11 protein-coding genes and 4 pseudogenes are annotated in these 14,063 nt (G+C 53.9%); 9 read left to right on the top strand and 6 right to left on the bottom strand.

Annotated elements, in window-relative coordinates:
* The first annotated feature begins 174 nt into the window (after positions 1-174).
* The 6 genes and pseudogenes from B4967_RS06150 (at position 175) to B4967_RS06125 (ending at position 6,542) form a co-directional block, all read left to right on the top strand.
* Positions 175-1,672: pseudogene (locus B4967_RS06150) on the top strand (NAD-dependent succinate-semialdehyde dehydrogenase).
* Between the two features lie 183 nt (positions 1,673-1,855).
* Positions 1,856-3,289 (top strand): annotated as a pseudogene (locus B4967_RS06145) (aminotransferase).
* A gap of 116 nt (positions 3,290-3,405) precedes the next feature.
* Positions 3,406-4,082: pseudogene (locus tag B4967_RS06140) on the top strand (haloacid dehalogenase type II).
* Positions 4,083-4,145: 63 nt separating this feature from the next.
* Positions 4,146-4,493 carry a putative quinol monooxygenase gene (locus tag B4967_RS06135; protein ID WP_083024222.1) on the top strand — a complete coding sequence of 116 codons (348 nt, stop codon included), beginning with the start codon at positions 4,146-4,148 and terminating at the stop codon, positions 4,491-4,493.
* Positions 4,494-4,547: 54 nt separating this feature from the next.
* Entirely contained in the window at positions 4,548-5,015 is a 468-nt protein-coding gene (locus tag B4967_RS06130; RefSeq protein ID WP_083024219.1) for an S-ribosylhomocysteine lyase, read from the top strand.
* A gap of 453 nt (positions 5,016-5,468) precedes the next feature.
* A complete protein-coding gene (locus B4967_RS06125; RefSeq protein WP_139794422.1) occupies positions 5,469-6,542 on the top strand; it encodes a sensor domain-containing diguanylate cyclase in 1,074 nt (357 codons plus the stop codon).
* 80 nt (positions 6,543-6,622) lie between these two features.
* Here B4967_RS06125 and B4967_RS06120 read toward each other — a convergent pair whose 3' ends face one another.
* The 6 genes and pseudogenes from B4967_RS06120 to B4967_RS18255 form a co-directional block, all read right to left on the bottom strand.
* Positions 6,623-6,886 (bottom strand): hypothetical protein, encoded by a 264-nt coding sequence (locus B4967_RS06120; RefSeq protein ID WP_083024216.1) that lies wholly within the window; start codon positions 6,884-6,886, stop codon positions 6,623-6,625.
* 54 nt (positions 6,887-6,940) lie between these two features.
* Positions 6,941-7,186, bottom strand: coding sequence for a hypothetical protein (locus tag B4967_RS06115; RefSeq protein WP_083024214.1), 246 nt, complete (start codon positions 7,184-7,186; stop codon positions 6,941-6,943).
* A gap of 1 nt (position 7,187) precedes the next feature.
* A complete protein-coding gene (locus B4967_RS18265; protein WP_340638711.1) occupies positions 7,188-8,405 on the bottom strand; it encodes a type IIL restriction-modification enzyme MmeI in 1,218 nt (405 codons plus the stop codon).
* Positions 8,406-8,432: 27 nt separating this feature from the next.
* Positions 8,433-9,842 carry a DNA methyltransferase gene (locus B4967_RS18260; protein ID WP_207953590.1) on the bottom strand — a complete coding sequence of 470 codons (1,410 nt, stop codon included), beginning with the start codon at positions 9,840-9,842 and terminating at the stop codon, positions 8,433-8,435.
* Between the two features lie 3 nt (positions 9,843-9,845).
* Positions 9,846-9,989: a type IIL restriction-modification enzyme MmeI gene (locus tag B4967_RS21475; protein ID WP_479694221.1), complete on the bottom strand. Its 144-nt coding sequence runs from the start codon at positions 9,987-9,989 to the stop codon at positions 9,846-9,848.
* 33 nt (positions 9,990-10,022) lie between these two features.
* A pseudogene (locus B4967_RS18255) lies at positions 10,023-10,532 on the bottom strand (type IIL restriction-modification enzyme MmeI); the annotation flags it as partial.
* Between the two features lie 398 nt (positions 10,533-10,930).
* On the opposite strand from B4967_RS18255, the gene B4967_RS18250 reads away from it, so the two are divergent.
* Genes B4967_RS18250 through B4967_RS06100 form a run of 3 tightly spaced genes read left to right on the top strand, consistent with a single transcriptional unit; the run spans position 10,931 to position 13,963 of the window.
* On the top strand, positions 10,931-11,407 hold the full coding sequence (locus B4967_RS18250; protein WP_207953588.1) for a TonB-dependent receptor plug domain-containing protein: 477 nt from the start codon (positions 10,931-10,933) through the stop codon (positions 11,405-11,407).
* Complete coding sequence (locus B4967_RS06105) at positions 11,386-13,260, top strand: TonB-dependent receptor (RefSeq protein WP_207953587.1); 1,875 nt, start codon at positions 11,386-11,388, stop codon at positions 13,258-13,260. The genes B4967_RS18250 and B4967_RS06105 overlap by 22 nt, the downstream gene beginning before the upstream one ends.
* 22 nt (positions 13,261-13,282) lie before the next feature.
* Positions 13,283-13,963 carry a Fe2+-dependent dioxygenase gene (locus B4967_RS06100; RefSeq protein ID WP_083024213.1) on the top strand — a complete coding sequence of 227 codons (681 nt, stop codon included), beginning with the start codon at positions 13,283-13,285 and terminating at the stop codon, positions 13,961-13,963.
* The last annotated feature ends 100 nt before the right edge of the window (positions 13,964-14,063 follow it).

Here is a 14,063-nt window from a genome sequence, read left to right as displayed (position 1 = left end):
AAAAAGTGCCGGAAAACACCGGCGCTTTCAAAAACACTTCGTGGCGATTCTCCCTTACGCTAGGCACATCGATTCAGCGCGGCCCTTGGGCCGCGATGGATAACCCTTTTGATGTGCACGATGTGTCGCCTTTAGCTGGCCTCATCGTACTGGCTGCAACCTGGGGAGGTGCCCATGACCACACTATCGACCACGCTTGCTAAACGCCTGGAAGACCCGCGCCTGTTCCGGCAGTACGCCTACGTGAACGGCAAGTGGACCCACGGTGAAGGCGGCCGCGAAGAGGCCGTGTACGACCCCGCGACCAATGAAGCCATTGGCCATATTCCGCTGCTGGAAGCAGAGCAAATTACCGCTGCTGTGGATGCCGCCGAAGCGGCGTTTGTCCACTGGCGGGCACTGCGCGCCGACGAGCGCTGCGAACGCCTGCTGGCTTGGTACGACCTGATTCAAGCCAACCGTGAAGACCTCGCCACGATTATGACCCTGGAGCAGGGCAAACCGCTGCCCGATGCCCGTGGTGAAGTAGAGTATGGCGCAAGCTTTGTGCGTTTGTTCGCGGAAGAGGGCAAGCGCACCTACGGCGAGACCATCCCTAGCCACATTCCCAATGCATCGCTCGGCACCATTAAAGAGCCGGTGGGCATTGCCGCGATGATTACGCCGTGGAACTTCCCGCTGGCGATGATCACCCGCAAAGCTGCTGCCGCGTTGGCCGCAGGCTGCCCAGTGATTGTGAAGCCCGCCAAACGAAACGCCGTTCTCGGCGCTGGCGCTGGCAGAACTTGCTGAGCGAGCAGGCATTCCCGAAGGTATCTTCAACGTGGTATTGGGCGAGCCTGCGGAAGTTTCCAAGATTCTGTGCAGCGAGCCGCGTATTCGTGCGCTCTCATTCACCGGCTCTACCCGCGTTGGCCCTCGGCTCATCGAGCAGAGCGCTAACACCGTGAAGCGTCTTTCGCTGGAGCTGGGTGGCAACGCGCCGTTTATCGTCGGGCCAGATATGGACCCGAAAGAAGCCGCCTTCGCGGCGGTAGCGGCCAAGTTCCAAACCGCTGGGCAAGACTGCCTTGCCGCTAACCGGATTCTGGTACACGAATCGATTCACGATGAGTTCGTGGCCCAGTTCACCGAGCGTATGGCGGCCCTCACCGTGGGCAATGGCCTGCACGGCGAAGGTGATCTTGGCCCGCTCATTCACCGCCAAGCGGTCGAAGAAGCAGCCGCGATTGTGGACGACGCGATCTCCCAAGGCGCCACCATGATTGCGGGCGACCAAAGCCAAGCACCGGGCGACAACTTCTTTATGCCAGTGCTGCTGACCGGTGTGACACCGCAAATGAAAGTATGGCGGGAAGAGAACTTTGCCCCCGTGGGCGGCATTACCGCTTATAGTAGCGACGACGAAGTGATCGAGATGGCCAACGACACCGAATATGGCCTGGCCGCGTACATCTACACCCACGATATTCGTCGTATTTGGAAGCTGATGCGCGCACTGGAGTACGGCATGGTGAGCGGTAACTCCGTGAAGATGACCGGCCCGCCCGTGCCCTTCGGCGGTGTCAAACAGTCCGGCCTTGGCCGTGAAGGTGGCGCTACAGGTATCGATGAGTACCTGGAAACGAAATACTACTGCCTGGGCGCACTGGGTTCCGTATCGGGTAGCTAATTGTAAAGAACAGAATCGCGCGCTGAAGCGTCTTCCCACAATAACTGTTCAAAAATTTGATTTGTTCAGTAGGAGGTCGGCTTTGCCGGGCGAAGACACCGCTAGGTGACCAACAGCTAGTCAGTCACAAAGATAAAACACCCTTCCCAACAGTGGGGAGGTTTATCGTACAGAGAGAACGTTATGAGCTTGCACCAGGATCTGATCGAACGCGACCGTAAAGTCACCTTCCACGCCTCTACGCACCTGCGTGATTTCGCCCATGGCGATGCGCCGGGCCGTGTTATTACCGGTGGTAAAGGTATTAATATCGTTGATAAAGATGGCCGTGAGTTCATCGATGGTTTTGCGGGTCTTTACTGTGTGAACATCGGCTATGGTCGTACTGAAGTGGCTGAAGCTATCTACAAGCAGGCGCTGGAGCTCTCCTACTACCACACCTACGTAGGCCACTCCAACGAGCCGCAAATCGAGCTGTCCGAGCGCGTGCTGAAAATTGCTGGTATGAACATGTCCAAGGTTTATTACGGCATGTCCGGCTCTGACGCCAACGAAACCCAGCTCAAAATCGTGCGTTACTACAACAACGTACTGGGCCGCCCGCAGAAGAAAAAGGGCATCTAGCGTATGCGCGGTTACCACGGCTCTGGCATCGCGTCTGGCTCGCTGACCGGCCTGAAAGCGTTCCATGATCACTTCGATCTGCCCATCGAAACCATTCGTCATACCGAAGCGCCGCACTACTACCTGCGCGCCGCCGAGCAGCACGGCATGACCGAGCGGGAATTCTCTGCCTATTGCGCGGATAAGCTCGAAGCGATGATTCTGGAAGAGGGCCCGGACACCGTTGCCGCCTTTATCGGCGAGCCGGTACTTGGCACTGGCGGTATCGTGCCGCCGCCGGAAGGCTACTGGGAAGCGATTCAGCCGGTACTGGATAAGTATGACGTGCTGCTAATTGCCGACGAAGTGGTGTGTGGCTTTGGCCGTACCGGCTCCGACTTCGGTAGCCACCACTACAATATGAAGCCTGACCTGATCACTATCGCCAAAGGCCTGACCAGCGCCTACCAGCCGCTGTCTGGCGTGATTGTCGGCGATAAAGTGTGGAAAGTGCTAGAGCAGGGCACCGGTGAATTCGGCCCCATCGGCCACGGCTGGACCTACTCAGGCCACGCCCTGGGCTGTGCCGCAGGCCTTGCCAACCTGGATATCATCGAGCGCGAAAACCTAGTGGGCAACGCAGCTGAAACCGGCGGTTACTTCCAGCAGCAGCTGAAAGCGACGTTTGAAGGCCACCCGCTGCTGGGTGATGTGCGCGGTGTTGGCCTGATGGCTGCGCTGGAATTCTCTCCGGATGCCAAACAGCGCCTGCACTTCGACCCCGCGCTGAAAGTGGGCCCGCGTGTCGCCGCTGCCGCGCTGGAAGAGAACCTGATTGCCCGCGCCATGCCTCAAGGCGACATTCTAGGTTTTGCGCCGCCGCTGACCATCAATCGTGGTGAAGTGGACGAGATGATTGGCCGTGCCAAACGTGCCATCGACCGCGTGACCGATGAGCTCGTGCGCTCCGGCGACCTGAAAACGGGACAGCAAGAAGCCGCTTTTACCGTTTAACCGCCTGCGTTAGCCGTTTAAGCGCCGCTGCCGATGCAGCGGCGTTTTTGTTTTTGATAGCGGCGTCTATGCTGAATACAGTGAATAGACAATGGATCGTTAAGGAGACGCACACAATGCAACCGGTACTGGCCTTTGACGTATACGGCACGCTTATTGATACCCAGGGGGTAACCGTTGAGTTGGAACGCCGCCTAAGCGATGCCACCAAGGCAGCGAGTTTGCCAAACGCTGGCGGGAAAAACAGCTGGAGTACAGCTTCCGCCACGGCCTGATGGGAGCTTACGTGCCCTTTGCTGAGTGCACTCGCGAAGCGCTGGTATTCACTGACCGTGCGCTACAAACAGGCCTTTCCGATAACGACCACGACCACTTAATGGCCGTTTATGCCGAGCTGCCAGCATTCTCGGATGTGGTGCCTGCGCTGGATCAACTGCGCGATGCGGGCATCCGCTGCGTGGCCTTTTCCAACGGCACGGAAGAAGCTGTTAGCCAACTGCTGACTCGCGCAGGTGTGAGGAGTCATATGGATGTCGTGATCAGTGTCGATGAGGTAAAACGCTTCAAGCCTGACCCTGCCGTTTACGCCTATCTACGCACGCAGCTAGAAACGCGGCCAGAACACACTTGGCTGATCTCCAGCAACCCCTTTGATGTGATTGGTGCGGCCCACGCGGGCTTGCGTAGCGCCTGGGTACGCCGTCATTCGGATGCCCCCTTCGACCCTTGGGGCATTGAGCCGGATATGACCGTGCCAGACCTTGAAGCGCTTGCCGAGCGAATGATGCGATAGGTTGGTATCTACCGCTATCGGCCCCATAATTGTGGGCAGAACCCTCCTTACATGGAACAAAATATGTCGAAAAAAATCTACTGCATCGCTAGCTTCAAACCCAAGGCCGGTAAAGAGGAAACCGTATTTAAAGCGCTGCAGACGTTAGAACCCAATACGCACCGCGAAGATGCCTGCTTGCACTACACGGTGACTCGCCAGATCGATAACCCGTTTGCCCAAGCCACTAGCTACCCGATTGTGTTCCATGAAATTTGGGCCAGTCGCGAAGACTTTGAAGCCCACTGCCAGCGTAAAGAGATTCAAGACTTCTTCGCCAAGCACGTTGAGTCGCCCGAGGGCGATATCGAAGACGCCAACGTATGCGTTTATACCGATGAGCCGTGGAATTTCGACGCTCCCAAGGTGTAACCAGCCTTCAGCGTGTAGAATAGGCGAACGAAAGAGAGCGACGACGGAGCCACCATGACCGAAAAGAAGATGAACGTTGAAAGCTTTAACCTGGATCACACCAAGGTAAAAGCGCCCTACGTACGTTTGGCCGATATTAAAGAGGGCCAGAACGGCGACCGTATCCACAAGTATGACCTGCGGATCTGCCAGCCCAACAAAGAGCACATGGAGATGCCCGCGCTGCACTCCCTGGAGCACTTGATGGCGGAAATGTCGCGCAATCATACCGATAAAGTCGTCGATATCAGCCCGATGGGCTGCCAGACCGGCTTCTATATCGCGCTGATTAACCACGATGATTACGACGATGTACTATCGATCATCGAGAAGCCCCCCAACGAGGTACTGACCGCCACCGAAGTACCCGCCTGCAACGAAATGCAGTGCGGCTGGGTCGCCAGCCACAGCCTGGAAGGCGCCCAGAAGCTTGCCAAAGGCCTACTGGCCAAGCGCAGTGAGTGGACTGAAGTGTTTGCGTAAGCGTCTGTGATGAAACATAGTGAGCAAATGCAGTACGACAAACGCCCCCGTCTTGGGGGCGTTTTGGTATGGGGCTTTTAAAACTACGCCAATCGTATGGCAGTACGGTGTATGCTTCCCATGCTATCTAGTGCGTGAATTTATAATTTTCTGAATTTTCTAATAATTAAAATGGTTATTAATACGGTAGATTCCAAAGTATAGCTATCTTTAAGAGAGCGATTTGCAAATTGAACTTAATTAAAAATGCACAAGTCGAAAGGGATTCAAGCAGCCATTTGGCGATATATCTGGCAAATTTTTAGCAGGTTTGGATTGGCGGTGTGTTTGTTTTGTATAAAAATTTTCGGATAAGGCAAGTAGTAGGATAAACAGCTAGGCGCGATTGAATAAGATACAGGATGACACGATGATGAGTATTTCTAAGGCGATTCAAGACATTGGTAAATGCTAATGAACGATAAGCAGAACGCTCTAGATCACGAAGCATCACGTCTAGCCGCACTGATGGATTACCACATCCTGGATACGCCCCAAGAGCCCGCGTTTGACGATATCGTTGAAGTAGCATCTATTATTTGCCAAGCGCCTGTCGCCGTTATTAATTTTATAGACAAGGATCGGCAATGGTTTAAGTCTGTTAAAGGGCTTTCTGTGCGTGAAACACCACTGGACATTTCTATTTGCTCCCACGCCATTTTACAACCAGGGCTGTTCGTAGTGCCTGATACCACACAGGATGAGCGCTTTGCGAGTAACCCGCTGGTAACGGGGGACCCCTTTTTACGCTTCTATGCAGGTGCATTGCTCAAAAGCCCTGATGGTTACCCACTAGGCACGCTATGTGTGCTTGACTACCATCCCCGAGATATCGACCAGCAACAACGCTTTGCGCTACAAGCGTTGGCCAACCAAGTGATGGCGCATATGGAATTGATGCGCTCGCACCGAGAGCAAAAACGCCTAATCGCTGAGCTTGAAAGCGCTCGGCACGAAATGGCCAACTTAGCTGCGACGGATGTCCTCACTGGGCTACTGAATCGCAGAGCGTTTGAACGAAGGCTTCGCAGTACGCTGGCATCCATAAAGCGTGGCGCATCTCCAGCAGCGCTCGTGATGCTCGACATCGATAATTTTAATCAAATTAACGATATGTATGGCCACCCAGTGGGAGACAGTGCCATCAAATGCTTTGCCGAGCGCTGCCGTTCCATTGTGCGTCAAGCGGATGTATTGGCCCGCTGGGGCGGTGAAGAGTTTATGTTATTAATGCCTCACACAACTGTGGATGAAGCGTATCAAGCGGCTAGCCGATTGCGTCAGTTATTGGCGAGCCAGGCAATGATAGCCGATACAACCGAACCGCTCTACGTGACGGCAAGCATGGGAATTTGCAGCCTAGATGAGGCGAGTAACCTGCAATATCGGCTACGCGACGTCGATCAATTACTTTATCAAGCCAAAGAGCGGGGCCGAGATTGCATTGCTCTAGAAGGCCCATCGCCTGATCTTGGGAGCAGCGCCTAACACAGCGTGGTCAGTCAGGCTTTAGCTGCTTGGTTGAGGGTTGCCAAAGCCATCTATTAATGGTGTGAATATAAAAATATTTAGCTTTTTTTGGAATACTTTTCTGTAAGTAGGTCGTTGAACCTGCCCTTTTCTTCAGCCCATGGCTTGCTGATGTTAAGTAGCTGTTCGCAGACTTTTTTCAACGCCTCTGGTGTAAAAAAGGTGCCTTGATCCTCTATATGAGTGAAGAATTCTTTACCGTTTCCGTGGCAGAGGTTGTTTCTTAACCTAACGATTTCAACGGGTTCTCGGCGCTGTTGTCCGGGTGCCATTTTACGTTCAAATTCTTCTTCGTCCTCCATTGCAAGAATTTCAATTTTTAAACCGACACACCTTGCCTTGTGAGAAGCAGGGCGTTACTTAATTGTCTGACCAGGGTTGAGGTTAAGGTCATCCACTCCTCGGTGGTGGTAAGCATGAAGAGCCCGGACGCTTGCTTCAATACCTAGCAGCAAGCAGGTTGCGGAGGCAATATAGAGACCATGGCGATAAGCTTCTTTACCTTCTACGAAAAAATAATGCATTTCAGCGCCGCCAATGCGACGCCGGTAATTGTGTAGCGCGAAGAAGTACTTTAGCTGATCCTCAGCTGATCTTTTCATATTACCTCACCAGCCGCCAGTGTTCGTCGTCCTGCTGGGCTTGGCCGAGGGCGGCGAGGGCGGAGAGTACCTCATTGACGCCTTTTAGCGGTTTGCGTTTGAACTGAGCGGCCAGGCTTTCCGCGCTGTGGGGGCTGGCGGCGAGCATGTCGCGTAGCAGTGTGACCTGGGTGGCGAGGTCTTTGGGCCAGGGGGTTTTGGTTTTGTCGGCGGCTGGGGCGTTGGCCTCAGCCGTGGTGCTTTGCAGCTCTTTTTGCGTGGGGGCGGCTTCTTCCGGCGCTTGGTAATCTGGGCGTAGCCAGCGCACCTTGCCTTGCGCTTCTTCTGCGGTGCGCTGTTTGTTGAGCGCCACTAGGCGCATCAGCAGCTCTTCTTCGGCTTCTGCTTGGGCGGCGGGTTTATCCGGCAAGGGCGTAGTGGCTCCGGGTAAGCCCACGAGTGCTTTTGCCAAGTCATCCCAGCCGTAGGCGTTAAATACTGCGCGGTCTAAGGCATCGTGGTCGGCAAGCAGGGTGCTGACCAAGCCTTGCTGGTTGATGCTTTGCTCTCTGGCGTTGAGCTCTTCGCCTGCGCGAAGTTTCTCCATCACGTTGTATATACCGGTGAGCGTGAGCGTTGGGTGCTCTGCCTGCTGACGCTTGCGATTGGCGTCGATCTGCTCGGCCAGTTGGCCGATCTTCGCCGCCTGCTCGTCGGTAAGCTCTGGGAAGGGGAAGGTCTCGAAGCAGAGTGTATTATTATAAGTTGGTCGATCTTCCAGAGTGCCGCCAGATTTAAGCGACCATATGTTATGGACTCGAGAGCTTAATATTCCTAACGAGTGATGCTTGTCCAAGGCAATGCAGGCAAGGTTGTAATCGGCTGCAGTCGATATCTTTATGGTGGTAAAAACACGATGCTTAGCCACTCGAGTGGTCACTATTAAATGCGTTAGCTTTCCTGACATTTCACGCAAGTCGCTACGTGAACGCCTATGAAGCCACCAGTTTTTTCTTAGTTTGGGATCTCTGTTTTGCTCTCTTTCAGGCTTTACTCGGTTTAAGACCCACTGATAAAGATCTGGGTAGGCATTACGTGCCTCGCTTTCGCTTAAGCCATGAAAATCAATTAAATACACATTTCTTGGGGACTGAATTATATCTTTTCCATTGACGTAGTAACGTAGAACAGGTGCTTCTTTATATTTTTCAATTAACTTAAGTTGTGCATGGTCGTTAATCGAAAGAACGAAACCTGTACTACCTGGTTAAAAACCCCGCGGACGGATTCCAGAGTTACTTTTAAGTGACTTACCCCCCGCCACATCTGCCCCAATACTCAAATCGGCAAATACCTTACCCTCACGGCGGCTTCGTCCCACATTGCGGGCTTCGCGGCCTTCATCGCTGTTTTCATTAGTCACTTGCTGTAGCAGCCCAGGCGCTTCGCCTGCGCGGGCTACAGTCATGGCGATGCGTACGGCGGCACCGTCGTTGCCATCTACCCAGGGGTGGTCGGGAATCGCGAAGGTGAGCGAGAGCGGCTTTTTAGCATCGTTTAGATGCGGTTCCAGCACGCGGCGGTTGAAGGTTTTGCGAAGGCTGTTGGTGGTAATAAAGCCAAACTGCTGGGCGTGGCCGTTGCGTACAGCGTCAGCGGCGATATGCCACCAATACATCACAAAATCGGCAGATTCCGGCACCGTGCCTTTAAATACCTGGCGCACGGCGTCTACATAGCCATCGCCGAGTGCGCGGCGCATGGTAGAGGCCCCAATAAACGGCGGGTTGCCGACAATGTAATCCGCTTCCAGCCACTCGGCGCGCTTAGGGTTGTGGTAGCGGTACACGGTGGTGCGGGCAGTTTCATCAGGGATCAGCTCGCCGGTGGCGGGGCTTTTCTTCATGCTGATGCCGTCCCAAATGGTGACTTCCTGGCCGTTGTCGTCCAGCAGCGGCTCGCGGCGTTCAAATTCTATCAGCGCATCGCGGTTTTCGATGTTGTGGAAGTCTTTGAGTATCGGCTCGGGCAGGTCGAGCTTGCCGTTAATGCGGTAGTGCCACTGCAGGTAACCAATCCACAGCACAATTTCGGCAATGGCGGCGGCGCGGGGGTTAATTTCCATGCCGAGGAACTGCTGGGGCGAGACGGTAAAGCCTTCGGCTTCTAAGGAGTCTTGCCCGCCGCTGAGGTCGGCAATCAGGTTTAACACCTCGCCTTCCAGGCGCTTCATGTGCTCAAGCGCGACATACAGGAAGTTGGCGCTGCCGCAGGCGGGGTCCAGCAAGCGTACTTGGCAGAGCTTGTGGTGAAAGGCTCGCAGGCTCTCTAGCGCTTTATCGGTTTTGCCTTTCTGGTTGTGGGTTTCCGCGACCACCTGGGCGGTGGCCCACTCTCGGCGTAGAGGTTCAATCAGCGTGGGCATGACCAGCCGCTCGACGTAAGCGCGGGGCGTGTAGTGGGCACCTAGTTTGTGGCGTTCGCGGGGGTCTAGGGCGCGCTCCAGCAGCGTGCCGAAAATGGCCGGTTCCACAAAGCGCCAGTCGGCTTTGGCGGCATCAATCAGCAGTTGGATTTGCGCGGGGGTGAGCGGGATGGGGTCGATGCCTTTGAACAGGCCGCCGTTAAAGCGCATTACCTTGGCCGTGAGTACGCCGCTAAAACCGCCGCTGTTCATGCTTTACCATAACGAGCCAATGGCGTCGGCAAAGTGCTCGGGGGGCTCTTTCATGCGGGTGAGGAAGTCGGTAAAGCTGTTTTTAGGCAGCAGCTCTACGTCTTCACTGAACATGGTGAACAGGCAGCGCTTCAAAAAGTGCGCCACGCGGTCCACTTCGTAACCATCGGCTTCTAGTGTTTTGGCAAGCTGGGCCAGCGTTGCGCTTACTTCGCGAGTCACGCGGGCGGCGTATTGGCTCGGGTCTAGGGTATCGGGAGCTTCCCACAGGGCTTTTAGGCGCTGCTGTACCTCGGGCTGGCGTAAGTCATCCAGTTTGATTTGGTAGTTACGCGGGTCGGGGAAGGGCACATAGGTGCCACCGGAGCGCGAAAATTCAGAATAAAGTGCTAGGGTGCGGCCGACATCCGTCACTACGATAAATGGCGGGCGACCTTCGTCGGCGGGCAGGGCGCGCACGTACTGGTCGGCTTGGTTATAGGCCGCCTGCATGGCCTTGTCCCAGCCTTTGGTGGCCAGCCCCTTGCCAGTTTGTTTGGCTTCCAAGACAAACGCGCCGCGTTTATAGAGGTCGATAAAGCCGCGATTTTCGCTGCCGTCGGGGTTTTGAATATCTACCCGGCGCTCGAAGGTGTAGGCGTTTTCAATGTTGTCTTTGCTGGCTGGGTCGGGCGTAGGTAGCGTCAGTAGTGCGCATAGCTCTTAAAGGAATAGCTGGTAGTTGGCCTTTTCGGTGCCGGTAGTGCCCTTCCAGCGGGCAATAAAGGTCTCAACGGCTTCAGGCGTAGCAACAGCAGCGGGCGCGTCAAACATCAGCAAGCATCCTTTCAGGCAGGGGTCTAACCACGTTAAGCGGGGTTAGATAGCAGCATGCTTGCGTTGAGTAAAAGATAGTAAGAAGTGATTAATAAAAGCGGTTAACGATTAGCAAGCTAATAATAAAAGCAAATCATTATCATTTACATAGTTATTAACATTTGATACTCTGTTTCATATAAAACAACGCTGCATTCCTGTTTATGGAACAGCAGCCGGATGTGGGGCTTGGCACGTACGCACCTATTATCTTTCTCAAGGGAACGCAACAAATGTTAATGACGAAGAAAAAACCCCTCCCCATCGCGATTGAGTCGCGTAGCCCTAATGCAGTGAATGCACGCCGCACTTTAATGACAGCAAGTGCCTGTATGTTGGCAGCCATGAGTATTCATACCCATGCACAAACGAACACGGCCAACGCCGAGCCGCTGGATACGGTAACGGTTACTGGCTACCGCGGCACTTTTATGGAAAGCGTCAAATATCAGCGCGATGTGCTTGAAACGCCGCGTATTGTCACGGTGCTTACCAGTGACTTGCTAGAAGACCAAAATGTGACCGAACTGCGTGATGCGTTGCGTAACGTGTCAGGCATTAGCCTTCAGGCAGGTGAGGGCAACCCGCCAGGGGGCGACCAATTGAAGATTCGTGGCTTCAATGCTCGCGATGATATCAATGTAAACGGCAGCCGTGATTTAGGTAACTATTTCCGGGACCCCTTTATGTGGATCAAATTGAAGTGGTGAGGGGGCCAAACTCTGCCTTTTCAGGCCGCGGTTCGGCGGGCGGCACGATTAACTTTGTGACGAAACAGCCGCTCATGGAAGATCGCAACCGTTTAGAAACATCGCTAGGAACCGATGAGCTGTTTCGTGTCCCGGGGGATTTTAACCGCCGCATTGACGATAACAGTGCGCTGCGTATTAACGTAATGAGTCATACGCAGGATAACCCAGGACGCGATATTGTTGATCAAGAGCGCCAAGGTGTTTACGCCGCTTACGTGTGGGGGCTAGAGGGCGACACCCAGGTGGAGGTCGACTTTTTACATACTCGCCAAAACAACACGCCCGACCAAGGGATTCCATTTGACCGTGAAGGTTTTAGTGGTGATGCCAGTCAGCTAGGTGCTAATGGCCGCACAGCCAGTGTGCAGCGTGCTAGCGACGGTTACTACACCGGTGCTTTACCACCGGGAATAGATTACAGCGACTATTTTGGCCATGTAGATGACTATCAAGACATTGATGTGAATCAGCTCGGCCTAGCAGTAGAGCATCGCTTTAATCAACAGGTGAGCTTGCCTAACCAGCTGCGAGTCAGTCGTGTTGAGAACGATTCCTTAACGTCATCGCCACGCTTAATCGTGCCTGAAACAGCCTTCGGGAGCGGTGATTTTTCTCAAGTACAGGTACGCGGTGACTTAAAGCCTCGTGATCAAACAGACACATCCTTCTTCAACCAAACAGATTTAGTGGTAAATTTCGATACGGGGTCGCTTCAGCATGATTTGGTGCTGGGTGCAGAGGTCGGCTACGTCGATATTAAAAATGATCGTCGCCCGGATGTAAGAGGTCCAGCTACTGATCTTTATAACCCTGCGCCGCGTACCCGCCCAGAGGTGCCTTATGATGGCACGCGCCATCGCTTAGAGTCTGAGCAGATTGGTCTGTATGCCCTCGATACTGTGGCATTGGATCCTAAATGGGACGTTCACGCTGGCGTGCGCTGGGATCACGTCGAATCTACCGCGACGGATTACGGGTGGGTTGACCCCATTGGCCCTATTTCTCGCACCGACAGTGAGTGGAGCGGTAACTTGGGGTTAGTCTTCACGCCTACTGATAATGGCAGTGTTTATGCATCGGTAGGAACCGCCTTTGATGTAACGGGTACCTTTGACCGAGGCCTTGTACAGCTAGCGGGCGGCGGCAATGCGTTAAGTGGCGGTCGAGAAGATATAGTTGATTTAAACGCATTTAATACAGACCCCGAACAAACCGTTGCTTATGAGTTAGGCACTAAATGGAACCTAGCAGACAACTTGCTGGTGAGTGCTGCGCTGTTCCGCACCGATAAAACCAATGCTCGAACACCTGCCGCTGGTGGCGGTGACTTGTTGAATGTGCTGGATGGCGAGCAGCGTGTAGAAGGGTTCGAAATAGGTGCGATGGGTAGCCTGACTCCTGGCTGGAAGCTCTACACTAGCTACACCTTTATGGATTCCGAAGTGCTGAGTTCAAATAATGCCTGGGAAGTTGGTTCACGCTTAGGAGGAACGCCAGAGCATACGTTTAACTTCTGGACAGACTACGAAGTGACGTCTCAATGGACCATTGGGGGCGGTATGGAGTATGTGGCCGATCAAGTCAATAACGTAGCATCAGAACCGGGTGCGCGTCGTCGTCAGGTGAGTGTGGATAGTTACTCACTTTTTCATGCGTCTACTGCCTATCGATTTAATGAAGAGCTACAACTGCGCGTGAATGGCTTTAACTTGATGGATGAAGAGTACATTTCTCAAGTAGCAGAGGGCGGAGCTCAGGGCATACCTGGGCCTGGCCGTCATGTCATTGCCACGCTGCGTTATGACTTTTAAGCCACCTATGTAGAGGCTTGTGATGATTGTCAGTTTTGAAAATATTCTGACACCTGAAGAGCTGGCGGCGGTTCGCCGCCAGCTGCACGCAGCCGAGTGGGCACGTGGAATAAGTGCCGGCCCACAGGCACGGCAGGTGAAGAAAAATCTCCAAATACCGGAAAGTTCTGAGGTGCTCAGAGAGCTTCGTGTACTCGTCATGCGAGCACTCAACCGAACCCCAGAACTGATGAGTGCGGTGATGCCCTTTAAAATCATACCGCCTAATTTTAACCGCTACACGGTAGAAGATAGCCACTATGGCCAGCATATTGACAGCACGTTACGCTCGCTGCCGGATGGCAGCTATTTGCGTACCGATGTATCGGCCACGCTCTTCTTATCGGACCCCAGCGAATACGAGGGGGGAGAGCTAAAAATAACCGATACCTTCGGCGAGCAGACGATTAAGCTCCCTGCAGGCAGTTTGGTGACGTACCCTTCGGGCACGCTTCATGAAGTGACGCCGGTTACTCAAGGTGAGCGGTTGGGCTGTTATATGTTTATGCAAAGCCTTATTCGGGACACCGAACAACGGCGTTTGCTGTATGAGATGGATAACGCGTTACGCGCACTGCGAGCCGCACAGGGCGAGTCCAATAAAGAGCTAGTAGCTTTAACGGGAACGTATAACAACCTTGTCAGAATGTGGTCAGAGTGCTAATGGAGTGAATGTTGGAGCTAGGAGGACTCGCTTTCTTTCGATTGATTGCCAGCGCCATACGCGCTGGCTTTTTTTGATTAGGGTGCACATCCCTGTGCAT

Source organism: Vreelandella lionensis (assembly GCF_002087295.1).
GTDB classification, from domain to species: domain Bacteria; phylum Pseudomonadota; class Gammaproteobacteria; order Pseudomonadales; family Halomonadaceae; genus Vreelandella; species Vreelandella lionensis.
The sequence above is the reverse complement of the archived record's forward strand: the minus strand, read 5'-3'. Positions and strand labels throughout refer to the sequence as shown.